Origin of the sequence: Burkholderia orbicola (assembly GCF_900100915.1) — a bacterium.
Lineage (GTDB): Bacteria > Pseudomonadota > Gammaproteobacteria > Burkholderiales > Burkholderiaceae > Burkholderia > Burkholderia orbicola.
The window spans coordinates 2,607,981-2,622,332 of sequence record NZ_FNKW01000002.1 but is presented as its reverse complement, the minus strand read 5'-3'; the positions used below and the strand labels follow the sequence as shown (position 1 = coordinate 2,622,332).

The following is a 14,352-nucleotide window of genomic DNA, read 5'->3' as shown; positions in this document are numbered from 1 at the left end:
TATCGCCTTGACCCAGAATATGTGAATTTTGCAGTGCAATATATTTAACATCGCGAATCGCCAATACGACTCATCCGCATTTGCCAAATTGGCATGCGAATGTGGATTTTCAAACAATCACGGGCATTGCTTCGATTTTCGTCCTGAAATGAAGCGACAACGCAAATCGTTATCGTTCGTCCGGTGTCAATGACGTTCGCACCGCCGACACGAGACGGTAGGCAACTGGAGGGGGAAGGAAGCCACGCCGATTGGAAGCGCGCGCTCCCGGCGCCGTCGCCTCACGAAAACAGCCGCATCAAATAAAGCATCGGTCGAAACGAAATCGGCCGCGCATCGGGATTCACCCACAGCCGCACCGCATACACCGCGTAGGCCGGCACCTCGCGCCAGCTCGAATAGACATCGCGCCACTGAAAGCGGCGCGGATACGCGGCGGAGATGTTCGACCGCGCAATGCCGACGCGCTCGAACGCGAGACGCGCCCGCGCAAGGTGGTAATACTGGCTGACGATCAGCACCCGCGACAGGCGATGCGCGTGCAGGTAGGCCAGCGTGTGCTGTGCGGTCGCGAGCGTGTTGTCGCCCTGGTCGTCGACGGCGATCCGGTCCGTCGGCACGCCGCGCGCAACGAGGTAGTCGCGCATCGCGGTCGCCTCGTTCAGCCCGGGGCCGTCGATCGCGCCGCTGACCAGAAACGCCGGGCACTGCCCCGCGCGATAGCAGCGCACGCCCACATCGAGCCGGGCCGCGAGCACGGGCTTCGGCGCGCCGGTGTCGTCGAGCGCGTTGCCGAAGATCACGGCGACGTCCGCCGGGTCGCTCGGCATCCGCATGCCATGGATTACGATCGCGGCCGCCGCCGCGGCCCAGACGCACGCAACGACGGCCAGCACGCGGCCGGCCCGGGCCGCAAAGCTCCGTTTGGTTCGATATTTCAAGGTATTCGGTCTCTCAGGTGTCGTCGGGCGCATCGGCCGGCCCGGCCCCGAACGGGCACGTCACGACGGGCGCGTCACGCTAGCACGGCGCGCTCGCGCCTGTCCATGCGACGAACCGATGCCGGCCACGCAGGCCGGCCATAGGGAGATCGAAAGAATGTGAAGGATGCGCCGCGCCGCGAAACCGGCACCGCCCGGGCTCAATCGGCCGGGCACATCGCGAGCCGCCCCATCGCCTCGCCGGCGCCGCGCACCGCGCAGGTGGCCGGCTCGTCGGCGATCCGCGCGACCAGCCCGGTCTCGTCGTACAGCAGGCGCTCGAGATCGGCGAGCAGCGCGCCGCCGCCGGTGAGCACCACGCCGCGATTCGCAATGTCGGTCACGAGTTCGGCCGGCGCGTTTTCCAGCACCGACTTCACCGCGCCGATCACCTGCTTGAGCGGCGCGGCCAGCGCGTCCGCGACGTCGTGGTTGGACAGCTCGACCGAACGCGGCAGGCCGTCGCCGATGCTGCGGCCGACGGCGCGGGTCGACGTGCGCGGCACCGCGCTGGTGGCCGAGCCGATCGTCTTCTTCACGTGCTCCGCCGTCTGTTCGCCGAGCAGCACGCCGTACAGGTTGCGGACATGGTTGACGATCGCCGCGTCGAACTGGCTGCCGCCGACGCGGATCGCCTCGCGGTAGACGATGCCGCCGAGCGCGATGACCGCGACTTCGGTGGTCCCGCCGCCGATGTCGATGACCATCGAGCCGACCGGCTCGGTCACCGGCAAGCCCGCGCCGAGCCCGGCCGCGAGCGACTCCTCGATCAGTTCGACCTCCGATACGCCGGCCGCGAACGCGGCCTCGCGGATCGCGCGGCGCTCGACGGCCGTCGCGTCGGACGGCACGCACAACGTGACCTCGACGCGGCGGCCGAAGCGCGAGCGGGTGCGCGACATGTCGATGAAGCTGCGGATCATCTGCTCGGCCGCGTGCGCGTCCGCGATCACGCCGTGGCGCATGGGCCGCACGGCTTCCAGATGCCCCGGTTCGCGGCCGAGCAGCGCCTTGGCCAACTCGCCGACGGCCTCGAGCGTCGGCCGCGCGTCGCTCGCGCCGCCCTTGCGGAAGCACACGACCGACGGCTGGTTCAGCACCACGCCGCGTTCATGCGTATAGATCCGCGTACTCGCCGTTCCCGGGTCGATCGCAACGGGTTGCGCAAACAACTTTCCGAACAGCGGTGTCGACATATCAAACCTTGGTGAGGGAACGGGCCGGGACAGCCGCGCCGCACTTTTTGCCGCGCGTCCATACCGCCCCATCACGAGCTTAGCGGCAAATCGTTCCGATACTTTAGGCAATTCCCATGATTTTTTCGCGACGAATTTGCCGAATGTGGCGTTTCGAGCACGTCCGGCTACGCAACGGCCTCTCGCGTCGGGCCTGTAAAACACGGTAATCTCTCGGTCTTGCCTGCTCCCGGCAGGCCTCAGACGCACGATCACGCCAGGTATCTTCACCATGACAGCGACCGTTTTCTTCCGCTGGGCGCCGCTGCGCCCGCTCTGCACGACGCTCGTTGCCTTCTGGTGCTGCACGGTCGCCGCGCAACCGCTGCCGGCCGCCGAATCCGCCGCTGCCCAGACCGTTGCGGCGGCAGCCAACGCGCCGGCCGCCGCAACGCCCGCCGCGCCCACCGCACCCGCTGCGTCCGCGCACACCTGCACGGCCGACGGCGGCCCGGCCGGCCGCCCGTCGATCGGCCTCGTGCTGTCCGGCGGCGGTGCGCGCGGCTATGCACACCTCGGGGTCCTGAAAGTCCTGGAGGACAACCGGATTCCGATCGACTGCATCGCGGGCACCAGCATGGGCGCCGTGGTCGGCGGCCTGTATGCGAGCGGGATGGCGGCCGACGAGATGCAGAGGCGGCTGTCGGAGGTCAACCTGGCGGATATCGCGTTCGACGTGACGGACCGCGCGGACCTGCCGCAAACCAGCCGCGAGGACGAACGCCTGTACATCAACGGGCTGACGCTCGGCTTCGGCAAGAAGGGCGTCAAGGCGCCGGTCGGCCTCGTCCAGGGCAACCGGCTGCAGGCGCTGCTCGCGAACTGGACGGCCGCCGTGCCGACCAACCAGCCGTTCGACCAGCTGCCGATCCCGTACCGCGCGGTCGCGACCGACCTGCAGACGGGCCAGATGGTCGTGCTCGACCACGGCTCGCTGCCGCTCGCGATTCGCGCGAGCATGGCGATGCCGGGCCTGTTCGCGCCGGCCGAGATCAACGGGCGCGCGCTCGTGGACGGCGGCCTCGTCAGCAACCTGCCCGTCGACACCGCGCGGCAGATGGGCGCCAACGTCGTGATCGCCGTCGACATCGGCTCGCAACTGCGTCCGCTCGACGCGCTCGCGTCGCCGGCCGACGTGATGCAGCAGATGGTCGGCATCCTGATCCGCCAGAACGTGACCGCGCAGCGCAAGCAGCTCGACGCGCGGGACGTGCTGCTCACGCCGGACCTCGGCTCGCTCGCGTTCACCGATTTCCAGAACGCGAAGCAGGCGATCGCCGCCGGCGCGGCCGCCGCGACCGCGGCGCTGCCGAAGCTGCGGCGGTTCGCGCTCACGCCGGAACAGTACGCGGCCTACCGGTCCTCACATGCGCAGCCGCTGCCGCCGCCGATCCGGATCACGCGCATCGACATCAAGACCAGCGGCGGCGTGCCGAAGCGCGTCGTCAGCAACGCGCTGCACGTGAAACCGGGCGACATCTATGATCCGAAGACCGTCAGCCAGGACCTGCTCGGCCTCACGACCGGCGGCAACTTCGAGAGCGTCACGCAGCAGATCGTCAGCCGCGGCGACGACAACGTGCTCGAGATCGACGCGCGCGAGAAGTACTGGGGGCCCAACTTCCTGCTGTTCGGGCTCGGCATGTCGAGCAGTTCGACCGACGAAGGCGGCTTCCGCCTGCACGTCGGCTACCGGCGGCCGTGGCTCACGGAATCGGGGCTCGAATTCCGCGCGGACACGACGATCGGCAGCGACCTGCAGTCGGCGCGCGTCGAATTGCGCCAGCCGCTGTCGACCGCGTACGGCGTCTACCTGTCGCCGTACGCGGAATATCAGCGTCGCTACGCGAACCTGTACGACGACTCCGGCGACGTGAAGATCACGCAGTACCTGATGCAGACGGCGCGCGCCGGGATCGACCTCGGCCTGCCGATCGCGCGGCTCGGCGATTTCCGCATCGGTCTCGGCTACGTGACCGGCCACGGCTCGCCCACCTACAACGTGCCGTTCGACGACGGCAGCGGCCAGGCGCTGCTGTGGCCGAGCTTCACGTCGCAGGCGCTGATCGCGCGGGCGCGGCTCGTCATCGATCAACTCGACGATCCGATGTTCCCGCGCAAGGGTTATTTCGGCGAACTGCGGGTCGAACGCTCGCTGGTGTCGCGCAACGGCGGCTCGGCGCAGGATTTCGCCGACGGGATCAGCAACGCGCCTTACACCGAGATCTACGGCAAGGCGATGATCGCGCAGCAGTTCGGCCGGCACAGCGTCAGCGCGACGATCGAAGGCGGCAAGAGCATCGGCGGCACCAACCTGATCAATGCGTTCAACTTCACGCTCGGCGGCTTCCAGCATCTGTCCGCCTATGCGGCCGACCAGTTGAACGGCAACGAGCTCGCGTACGGGCAGATCACGTACATGAACCAGCTGATGACGTTCAACGCATCGCCGGTCAAGGCGCTGTCGGTGGGCGCCAGCGCGGAAGTCGGCAACGTCTGGTCGAGCGGCCAGAAGATCGGCGGCGGCGCGCTCAAGCAGAGCTACACGTTCTTCACGAGCCTGTCGACCGCATTCGGGCCCGTCTATATCGGCGTGGCGCTCGCCCCCAGCGGCCGACGCAACTTCTACCTGCAGCTCGGCCGTACTTATTGAGCATGCGCGGATGCCGCTGCGGCGGCATCCGTGGCGCCGTCCTGGCGGCAGCCGTCGACTTCACGGTGGCCGCGGGTCGGGCCTCGCGCGACGTCGTGCTAGACCGGCCAGCTGATCTCGAATCGCGCGCCGCCGAGTTCGACCGGATCGACGACCGCGATCCGGCCGTTGTGCGCGTGGAGCACCTGTCGCGTGATCGACAGGCCGAGCCCGTAGCCGCCGGTGCGACGGTCGAGGCGCACGAACGCGTCGAAGATCCGTTCGCGCTCGCTCTCGGGCACGCCCGGGCCGTCGTCCTCGACGAAGATGCCGATGTTGCCGTGCACGAGCGAGATTCCGACGACGATCCGCGATTTCGCGTACTTGCTCGCGTTGCGCAACAGGTTGCGCATCGCATACGACATCAGCCGCCGGTCCATCTTCACGCGCAAATCCGCTCCGATCTCGATGCGCGACTCGATCGCCCGGTCCGGATACAGCAGTTGCGCGTCGTTCACCTGGTGCTCGAACCACGCGACGGGCGCCGTCATCTCGAGATTCGACTGCAGCGAGCTGTATTCGAGCCGGGCATACGTGAGGCTCATGTCGATCAGCTCCTCGAGCTCGGTCACGTCCTGCGCGATGCTCTCGAGTGCGCCCTGGTATTCGGCCGCCGAACCCGGTTCGCGCAGCATTTCGAGCGCGAAGCGCACACGCGCGAGCGGGGTGCGCAACTCGTGCGAGATTCCGTTCGTCAGATCGCGCTGCGCGGCGATCAGCCGCTCCATGCGCATCGCGAGCGCATTCAGCGTGCGCGCCAGCGGGCCGATGATCACGCTGTGCGATTCGCGCGCGCGCGTGTTGAAGCGCCCGCCGGTGAAGTCGATCGCGCGCTCGCGCACCATCACGAGATCCGACCAGACCGGCCGCATCCACCGGTACGCGGCGAGCGCGGGCGCGGTGAACACGAACGCGAGCACGATCCAGATGTCGCCCGGCAGCGAGTCGAACGCATGCCACACGACCTGCGGCGACAATTCGACGCACAGCGCGAGCGCGGGCACCAGCGCGGTCAGCAACACGAGGCCGAGCAGATGCAGGTAGGTGCGCAGGTACAGGCGCGACCAGCTCGGTATGCGGTCGGCGCGTGTGTCGGTCCACGCGCGCCGGAAATGCAGCCAGCGCCATTTGACGTAGCGCAGTGTGGGCAGCGGCGGTGCATCGGGGTGCGAACGGGTTCGTCGAATCATCGCGGCTCCCGGCCCGCGGGCGGAATGCCCGCGCGGAACGTGACGGCGGCGCGCGAGCGCGGCGTCATTCCCACGCGTGCTTGCTGAATTGATAACCCTTGCTGCGGATCGTCTTGATCCGCTGCGGGTTGCTCGCGTCGTCGCGCAGCTTGCGGCGCAGCTTCGAGATGCGCCCGTCGATCGTGCGGTCGAGGCCGTCGAATTCGACGCCGCGCAGCTGCAGCATCAGATCGTCGCGGCTGACGACTTCGCCCGCATGACACACCAGCGCCCACAGCAGGTCGAATTCGGCCGACGTCAGATCGGGCGTGCTGCCGTCGGGCAGCACGACGGTGCGGTCGGTGCGGTCGATCGAGAACTTGCCGAACGCGTAGCGCTCCGGCTGCGACGCGGTGCTCTCGGCCGCGCGCGCGGGCGCACGGCGCAGTTGCGCCTTGATCCGCGCGAGCAGGATGCGCGGCTCGACCGGCTTGTGCACGTAGTCGTCCGCGCCGAATTCGAGGCCGAGCAGCTCGTCGAACGGCTCGTCGCGCGCCGTCACCATGATGATCACGCCGTCGTACTGCTTGCGCGCCTCGCGGCAGATTTCGAAGCCGTCCTTGCCCGGCAGGTTCACGTCGAGGATGACGAGATCGGGACGAATGGACAGGATCGCCGGCACCGCGGCGTCACCATGCAGCACGGTGTCGACTTCATAGTCGTTCTTGCGCAGGTAGCCGGCGATCAGCGTGGACAGGCGGGTGTCGTCTTCGACGAGCAGGATGCGAAAAGACATGGGTAGCGGTCGGATCATCGGGAAAGCCGCGGCGGCGCCGGCCGGTGCCGGACGCCGGCCCTCGGCCGAAACGTACCGCATGATACTGCGCCCGCCGCCTGCCTGTTTGCCGGTCTTGAAAATAAGGGCGCGATTCCGGCCGCGCTTGACGAATCGGCGCCGGGACGGTTCCATACGGGCTCGCCGGAATCCGGCCGTGCCTCTACCCTGCCTGACGTGATGAATTACCAGACGATCCTCGAACGCATCCACACCGAACTCGCCCCCTGGATCGGCCAGGGGCGGGTGGCCGACTATATTCCCGAGCTCGCGAAAGTGCCCGCCGACAAGTTCGGGATGGCCGTCGTGACGCTCGACGGAAACGTTTACACGGTCGGCGATGCGTACGAGCGCTTCTCGATCCAGAGCATCTCGAAGCTGTTCGCGTGCACGCTCGCGTTCCAGCTGCTCGGCGACGAGCTGTGGGAACGGGTCGGCCGCGAGCCGTCCGGCACCGCGTTCAACTCGCTGGTCCAGCTCGAAAGCGAGCGCGGCAAGCCGCGCAATCCGTTCATCAATGCGGGCGCGCTGGTGGTCACCGACGTGCTGTGCCGCCGCTTCGTGAAGGCCGAGACGGCGCTCGTCGAATTCGTGCGGCGGCTGATCGGCTCGAACGACATCGACTACGACTCGCGCGTCGCGTTGTCGGAGTTGCAGCACGCGGAACGCAACCGCGCGATGGCGCATTTCATGGCGAGCTTCGGCAACATGCAGATGCCGCCCGATACGGTGATCGACGCGTATTGCCGGCAATGTGCGATCGAGATGAACTGCGTCGAGCTTGCCACCGCCGCGCTGTTCCTCGCGAATGGCGGTGTCGCGCCGGCGACCGGCGAGCGGGTCGTCGATTCGAGTTCGGCAAAGCGGCTGTCGGCGCTGATGCTGACCTGCGGGACGTACGATGCGGCGGGCGATTTCGTGTATCGCGTCGGGTTGCCGGCGAAGAGCGGCGTCGGCGGCGGGATCGTCGCGGTGCTGCCCGGGGAGATGGCCGTGTGCGTGTGGGCGCCGGGGCTGGATGCGAACGGGAACTCGCTGGCGGGGACGCTGGCGCTCGAGTGGTTGACGACTTATACGGGGCGGTCGATCTTTTGAAGCGTCGAAGTCAAGCGTGCCTCATGTGGCGCGACGGCGGCAGATTCCTGTCGGCGCGCGCCAGAGCGCTCAATGGGAAATTCGGCCATCGGCAGCAATCGACCCATCTCGGCCGGTCGACGGCGTAGCCGCGGATTGATCCAATCACCCGCAATCACGCTCCCTCTTTCGCGAGCGACCGCCAGGTCGCACAGAATTCACTGCGAGGATCGGCTGGCCGCGCAGCGCGTGCTCATCCCACCTGCGGTGGACGCGTCGCCGTCAATGCTTCAGCTACTTGCCACAGGCGAATCGAATCCGCGCTCTTGGCGGAGCGGGGCTGTTTGGCAACGTGCGAGTTCCCGACGAGCAGAAAACGTGGGCCGTAGAATGCGCCCTGAGTCGCTGTGGGATCGACTGCCGCGCGCAAGAGCGAGTCCGTGGCCCATTCCACGTCCATGGACGGTACAAGTCGGAACGATAGCCTCTTGCGGGTTGAATCAGTACCCATATTCGGACCGCTCGTCTGAAGATTGGTGCGCGTATGGCCTGGATGGGCACTCGTACTGAGCAGGGGCCAGCCACGCTCGCGCGCAATTTCCGCCAATCGATTCGCCAACAGCAGGCAGGCCAGCTTGGACTGCGCATACGCCGTCATGGGCTTGTACGATCTTTCGCCTTGAAAGTCGTCGAAATTGATTGTGGCGCCAATTGCGGCGCTGCTTGTCATCGTGGCGACGCGAGGAGACTTCGCTTCAAGCAGAAGCGGCAACAGCAGATTGGTCAGTGCGAAGTGACCCAGGAAATTGGTCGCAAACTGTAGCTCGAATCCGTCCGAGCTCAGTACACGCGTCGGCGGCATCATGATCCCTGCGTTGTTGACGAGCACGTCGAGAGGGCGTCCCTCCTCGAGCAACTGGCGACCAAAATTCCTCACACTCGCGAGGCTGGAGAGATCCAACGTGCGGACCTCAATCGATGCCCCTGGAAACTCCTTGCGTATATCCCGGCGAGCGGCATCGCCTTTCGACTCGCTGCGTACCGCCATGATGACGTCGGCACCAGCCGCCACCAATCGCCTGGTCGCCTCCTTGCCGGTGCCGCTATTGGCTCCGGTAATGACAATACGGCGCCCCCGCTGATCAAGAGGTTTGTACATTCGCGTTTCTCCTATGATTTCATTCGATAAAGCCGGGCTCGGACGCGGACAGTTGGCAGGCATTCAGCTTCAGCCGACAACGCACGTGCGGCTGGGAAATGGGTCTGGTGTCGGCCGGTCCGGGTGGACCCGCAGGGATGACTTTGGTGAAGTACACCGCATAGTGTAGTTTTCCGGACGAAAAGTAAACTCACCAGTGTAAATTTTCGGCTGCTTGGGCAGCCCACCCCTGACGTGCCTTACCGACCGCAAGTGGCCGAACCCGGTCGTCGAAGGCAGCACGGCACTCCCCCATCCGTCGGTACCGATGGAATCGCATGCGAATTTATATATTCGTCGCGCAGGGACGCTGGCGCTGGAGTGGTTGACGACTTATACGGGGGCGGTCGATTTTTTTAGGTGGCGAAGTTGGGAATGCCCCCATTCCGCGCGGCGGCGCCAGATTCATATGGCGCGCGCCGGAGCGCTCAATGGGGAATTCGGCCATCGGCAGCAATCGGCCCACACCGGCCGCCCCGTTCTTTCTCCTGAACGGACATTCAAGATGGGCTCTGCGAAAGGCGCTTGTTCGTCCGCTGCTGTCGTACGCAGCATGTGGCGTACGATTGATGGACCAGGAATGAACACGTGAAAGCTGCTTAGTAAACTGTCTTGATGACCTTTTTAACACCGGACAGCAAATCTGTGACTTGCTCTTGCGTTGGATCTGGGGTTTTGGCGTGATCACAAATATTTCGAATATCCCCTAAATGCTGAATGAATCGCCATTGTGGAATGTCGATTACGCCTCCAGCCTTCAGCGCTTCATTAAAGTCACCTATTGTCGGGTTCTTCTTGCCAATAGAAATTTGTCGATCAGAGCACACTTCGCCGAGGTGGCGCTCTAGCACGACTCCTGCAACCGCTCCTGCTGCACGAAAGAACTTTGATTTTGCCAGATGCTCGGCAGCTTCTAACTCAGAGTCCAAGAGATCCGCTTGAACCATGTGGCGAATGTCAAACAGCGAGCTGTCGAAGCGACCTTGCGCGGCTTCCACAATAGCCAGTTGCTGCCGGAAATGAGGGATTGCGGCGTCTTGGCTCACGACCTTTTCCTTGTAAACACCGCGGGTGACATTTAGACCCTGAAGGTAGTCCTCAATTCTGTAATTATCATAAGTAATATCCTTCCGAGTCTTGGGTTTTTCATAGTGGCGGCAGAAGTCCGCGACGCGATCTGGTAAGATCTGGCGCAATAGCGCAAGAGCCTCCGAATACCAACGCTGGTATTCAGTCTCGAAAGATGGAAGATTTTTGATGAATTCATCCGTTTTTTCTTTTAGTTGCTTCTTCAGTTCGGATTTTATTTGATCCGGAAAACAGGCAAGCTGCATGGACATATGCAGCTTGTTGCCGAGCTTGATGAGCTTCGCAAGGTCATTTTTAAAACGATCGATATTGGACGTCATGTGCGCTTCCACGAATAGTTATTGATATCTCCACCCGATTGCCGGAGCGTCTCGATTGTCAACGATTTGGCCGTAGCGGTCGAGCGCCCGAAATTAGCCGGTAGCCGTCGATCTTGACCGCCGGAAACTGGCCAGATGGCGAACTTCGTGCGGGCCACTGGTAAACTCGGGCGGCCAAAGCAACTTTTCCCGGTCACATGGGCACGCAACCCGCTGGAGCACCTGCAACCGTCACCCCAATGATGCAGCAGTACCTGCTCCTTATCTGACAAGGCACCGATTACAAACCTACGCTGAGACCTACGCCTCTCCTTTAGCGCGAAGCCGTTACCCGCCCTGAGCTATCCTTCAGTCGCAAAGCCGTCATCGGATGATGTACGGGCCATGGGATGGCCCGACTCCGTGTGCGAGCTATAGTGCTCAGAACGAATGCGCTCGCAGGATTGATCCCATGCGGTGCGGCGCATTGGAGGGAAGGCGTTGAGCGATGACAGCACGAAGAAGGCCACATGCACCTACTCGCCTCACACTATCAATCTGAGTTCCTGGCTACGCCGCAACTCATACGACTCGACTATGCCAAGGGAAAGGATAGTTTTGAGCCAACGCTGCTGGTGAAGGGCAGCACGCTCTTGCTGAAGTTCATGGTGTTGGGTGCGCGGCTACGGTTTCATCTGGCGCGCGTAAACGGTTGTCTCCTGTATGCATTAACGGCGTACGACGATCCATCTAAGCCTGCGACGCTATGGTCAGTCGTGGAGAACGAGGCAGAAGTCACAGCGCTGCGAGGGCTGGCATCAGGCGAACCGTCCCCCATATTCCTGTTTAACGAGCTTGCCCTGAATGTTGCATGGTCCACCGTAAAGGCTAGCTTCCCTTCGGAGGTGAATGGCTGGATCAGCAACGCGACACTGGGAAAAGGAGACTACACGGCCATTGCTAAAGAGGCAGGCGTCCTGCTGGAACGGGCGTTCAACGGAACTACGACCCCCGACGAGTTGCTGTCTGCAGAAATTGTCCGTATCGACGAGTGGCACGCAGTTTTCAATCACTTTATTACGAGCCACGGCAGTAACAGTCCGGTCGACTTGTTCAGCCGAGACGAGGGCGGACAGCAGGAACAACTTGCGGTCTGGTTAACCGACAGCCTCCACCCGCGTGGGGTACACCACAGTCCCCAGATCCCAAAGGGGAACGGAACACGCGAACTCACCGATATTCTCCTCAGCTACGAGGCCGGTGCACTGTTGATCGAGTCGAAGGCTCTCACTGTCTTCAACCGCGACAAGTTGCCTGATCGAACGAAGCTAGCAAAGGATGTATCGCAGCACGTCGAAAAAGCAGTTCGCCAACTGCGCGGTAGCATTCGGCGGCTCAAAGATGGCGCACCGGTTACCACTCGGGGTGGATCCGCTATAGACGTTGAGCGGTCACAGCCGGCACACGCCGTCGTTCTCATTCCTGAGTTCGACTTGATAGAAAATCAAGAGAACTACGGTCTGGCGTTTATTGTGGACTTCATGGAGGCGACGGGAGGTTTTATCCATCTGCTGGATCTCGCCGAGTTGCTGCGTGTTGTCCAAGCCGCCGAAATGATCTCCAGAGGCAGCGAGAAGGTCACGCCGCTGATGGCTTTGGACTATTACTTGGTGGAGCGAGCCGAGCGAGCGCGCGTTGCGGGAACATTGTGCATCCAAGTTCTACTGCGAATGCAGGAATGAGCGCACGCGTGAGCCGTGCGGCCTAACCTCTCGATCGACACGGACGCCTTGCAGCATCCGCGCCCTAGGTCGCTCCTGCAAGTCGCCGTCATCTCCCCGTTGAGCGTCCGGTTTCTCTAATTGCCACCGACTGCTCTTGGCCAAATCCTGTCGTCGAAGGCAGCGCGGCACTCGCCTGCTTGGTTGGCACCGGGACGACGTGTCGGTTTATATTGCCGAAGTTCCACCACGTTGGCGCTGCAGTGGGTGCCTACGTATTCGGGGCGGGCGATTTTTTGAACTGCGGACCGGACGCGCGCTTCATCTGGCGAAACGGCGGTCGGTTCATATCTGCGCGGCGACCGAGAGTGGCCGCTTCTCGCCCGACAGTCTTGGGGTTCTCTCATGTGGCTGCAATGCCGTCGACGGGGCTACCGATAACCTGCTCTATCAGCCAGCGTCGAGCAATGTCGGTACATATCGATGGCCGCTCCAGCGTCGGAAAGTGCCCGCATCCTTCCAGCGTCTCGAAACGAACATGCGGCATCATCCTGGCGATCCGACGGCCGACATCGACCGGAACGAAGCGGTCTGCCTCGCCCCATATGAGAAGTGTCGGAATCGCACTCGTGGCCAGCGTCGACCAATGATCCGAGCGAGTCAAAGTCGCATCGGATTGTCGCGCGAACATGTCGGCACCCGTATCGCGAGCCATTTGAACAAACGCTGCTCTCGACCTGATATCTACGGGGGGAATGGCGTTTTCGGCAAATTCGGCGATAACTTGCTCATGCTCCCCCTCCCGAATCCTTCGGCTGGTGTCGCGAACACGATCCGGATACGGGGGTAGTCCGGGCTGACAGTTCATCAACCACAGTCCACGCACGCGCTGCGGCGCGCACGCAACTACTTCCATCGCGATACAACCACCGTAAGCCGTGCCTGCAATGATGAATGGGCCGTCGATGGAAGCAAGCAGCCTCTCGGCGCTTTCAGCGAACGTAGGATAGGCCAGCATCCGGACGGACGGTACGACCAAATCGTTCAACCGTTCGAGTTGATCGGCATACATGCGTCCGTCGCAGGGCATTGCGGGCAAAAAGACGAGCGGTAATGGCATGGCACTCTGCGAAGACGGATTGCACGACTGCGGTAACAAGTTTGCGACCTCGGCGGTCAATTTTTTGAAGTACGCGCGCAAAAAATTCAGACGCGACTCGTCAACAGCGCGGACTCCTTCAGGCCCACCGCACCGATTTCCGCTTTAGACACGTTATTCCGCCTGATTCATTTGTTTCCTGCCAATCGTTCGGCCGATCCGGAACGATCGGCGCGGGCGTCGCAAGCCACTGGCACAACGAACCATCGGACAACGCGTCTTTCACCATGCCGTCGATCCCGGCATCGATATCGCAATCCAGCTCCCATCCGGCCGCGACGATGAACATGGGCGACTGGCGTGCCGCGTAATCCTTTATATCAACCAGGAGAGACTCCAGTCGAAATGAATCGGCATCCGCCGACAGCGGCAAGGAAATCGAAAACTGCGCACCCCACTCGCGCTCTTCAATTCGCATGCAACCGCGAGCACCCGTGAATTGTGTCGACTTGGCCCCGTAGACGAAAAGCAGCTCATCCTCCCCCGCCCGCAATCCCGCCAAACCTTCGCCGTCGGCCCATTCCTTGCGGACCTCCAATCCGGTCTTGAAATCGAGGACGGACACCTCGTGAAACGCATCAAAGAACGGAGTGCAGATTTTCGCGAGGGAAAAAACGATCTCCTGGCGCTCGGCCAGCGAGACCGATCGCTCTAACGTCACGGATATATCGAAGCGTTCCGGCATTGCCTGATTCTCCATCGGACAGCCACACTGGAAGTACGCCCTTGAATCAGATCTCTTCAAGCCGAGATCGCACGCTGAACAGCGATCTCGCGACAGCCTACATCGGGGCCCCCTCCGCACCAGCCACGTGCGCCGGCAAAACCTGCTCAGCGGAGTCGGCGCGAGAACGCATCCCGGTTTATATTGCATCGGTTCGCGCGTACCAGCGTCAGATAA

The 14,352-nt window shown here is 63.1% G+C and carries 11 protein-coding genes; 3 read left to right on the top strand and 8 right to left on the bottom strand.

The window, feature by feature from the left end; translation table 11 throughout:
- Positions 1–281: 281 nt before the first annotated feature.
- Complete coding sequence (locus BLS50_RS28585; RefSeq protein WP_074806000.1) at positions 282–974, bottom strand: YdcF family protein; 693 nt, start codon at positions 972–974, stop codon at positions 282–284.
- Between the two features lie 167 nt (positions 975–1,141).
- Positions 1,142–2,176, bottom strand: coding sequence for a rod shape-determining protein (mreB, locus tag BLS50_RS28580; protein ID WP_023476573.1), 1,035 nt, complete (start codon positions 2,174–2,176; stop codon positions 1,142–1,144).
- A gap of 271 nt (positions 2,177–2,447) precedes the next feature.
- On the opposite strand from mreB, the gene BLS50_RS28575 reads away from it, so the two are divergent.
- On the top strand, positions 2,448–4,868 hold the full coding sequence (locus BLS50_RS28575) for a patatin-like phospholipase family protein (protein ID WP_074805997.1): 2,421 nt from the start codon (positions 2,448–2,450) through the stop codon (positions 4,866–4,868).
- A gap of 98 nt (positions 4,869–4,966) precedes the next feature.
- Here the strand turns inward: BLS50_RS28575 and BLS50_RS28570 are convergent, their stop codons facing one another.
- Both BLS50_RS28570 and BLS50_RS28565 read right to left on the bottom strand, forming a co-directional pair.
- On the bottom strand, positions 4,967–6,097 hold the full coding sequence (locus tag BLS50_RS28570) for an ATP-binding protein (RefSeq protein ID WP_006480781.1): 1,131 nt from the start codon (positions 6,095–6,097) through the stop codon (positions 4,967–4,969).
- A 64-nt stretch (positions 6,098–6,161) separates the two neighbouring features.
- Positions 6,162–6,872 carry a response regulator gene (locus BLS50_RS28565; protein WP_074805996.1) on the bottom strand — a complete coding sequence of 237 codons (711 nt, stop codon included), beginning with the start codon at positions 6,870–6,872 and terminating at the stop codon, positions 6,162–6,164.
- 219 nt (positions 6,873–7,091) lie between these two features.
- On the opposite strand from BLS50_RS28565, the gene BLS50_RS28560 reads away from it, so the two are divergent.
- Positions 7,092–8,006, top strand: coding sequence for a glutaminase (locus BLS50_RS28560; RefSeq protein WP_074805993.1), 915 nt, complete (start codon positions 7,092–7,094; stop codon positions 8,004–8,006).
- Positions 8,007–8,238: 232 nt separating this feature from the next.
- On the opposite strand, the gene BLS50_RS28555 is transcribed toward BLS50_RS28560, so the two are convergent.
- Both BLS50_RS28555 and BLS50_RS28550 read right to left on the bottom strand, forming a co-directional pair.
- Positions 8,239–9,144: an SDR family oxidoreductase gene (locus BLS50_RS28555; protein ID WP_074805990.1), complete on the bottom strand. Its 906-nt coding sequence runs from the start codon at positions 9,142–9,144 to the stop codon at positions 8,239–8,241.
- Between the two features lie 638 nt (positions 9,145–9,782).
- Positions 9,783–10,592 (bottom strand): hypothetical protein, encoded by an 810-nt coding sequence (locus tag BLS50_RS28550; RefSeq protein WP_074805988.1) that lies wholly within the window; start codon positions 10,590–10,592, stop codon positions 9,783–9,785.
- Between the two features lie 509 nt (positions 10,593–11,101).
- On the opposite strand from BLS50_RS28550, the gene BLS50_RS28545 reads away from it, so the two are divergent.
- Positions 11,102–12,313, top strand: a complete 1,212-nt coding sequence (locus BLS50_RS28545) for a hypothetical protein (protein WP_074805985.1) — start codon at positions 11,102–11,104, stop codon at positions 12,311–12,313.
- A 382-nt stretch (positions 12,314–12,695) separates the two neighbouring features.
- Here BLS50_RS28545 and BLS50_RS28540 read toward each other — a convergent pair whose 3' ends face one another.
- Together BLS50_RS28540 and BLS50_RS28535 are read right to left on the bottom strand one after the other, a co-directional pair.
- Positions 12,696–13,412 (bottom strand): alpha/beta fold hydrolase, encoded by a 717-nt coding sequence (locus BLS50_RS28540; protein WP_176934315.1) that lies wholly within the window; start codon positions 13,410–13,412, stop codon positions 12,696–12,698.
- 118 nt (positions 13,413–13,530) lie between these two features.
- Positions 13,531–14,136 carry a hypothetical protein gene (locus tag BLS50_RS28535; RefSeq protein ID WP_256334198.1) on the bottom strand — a complete coding sequence of 202 codons (606 nt, stop codon included), beginning with the start codon at positions 14,134–14,136 and terminating at the stop codon, positions 13,531–13,533.
- Between the last annotated feature and the right edge of the window lie 216 nt (positions 14,137–14,352).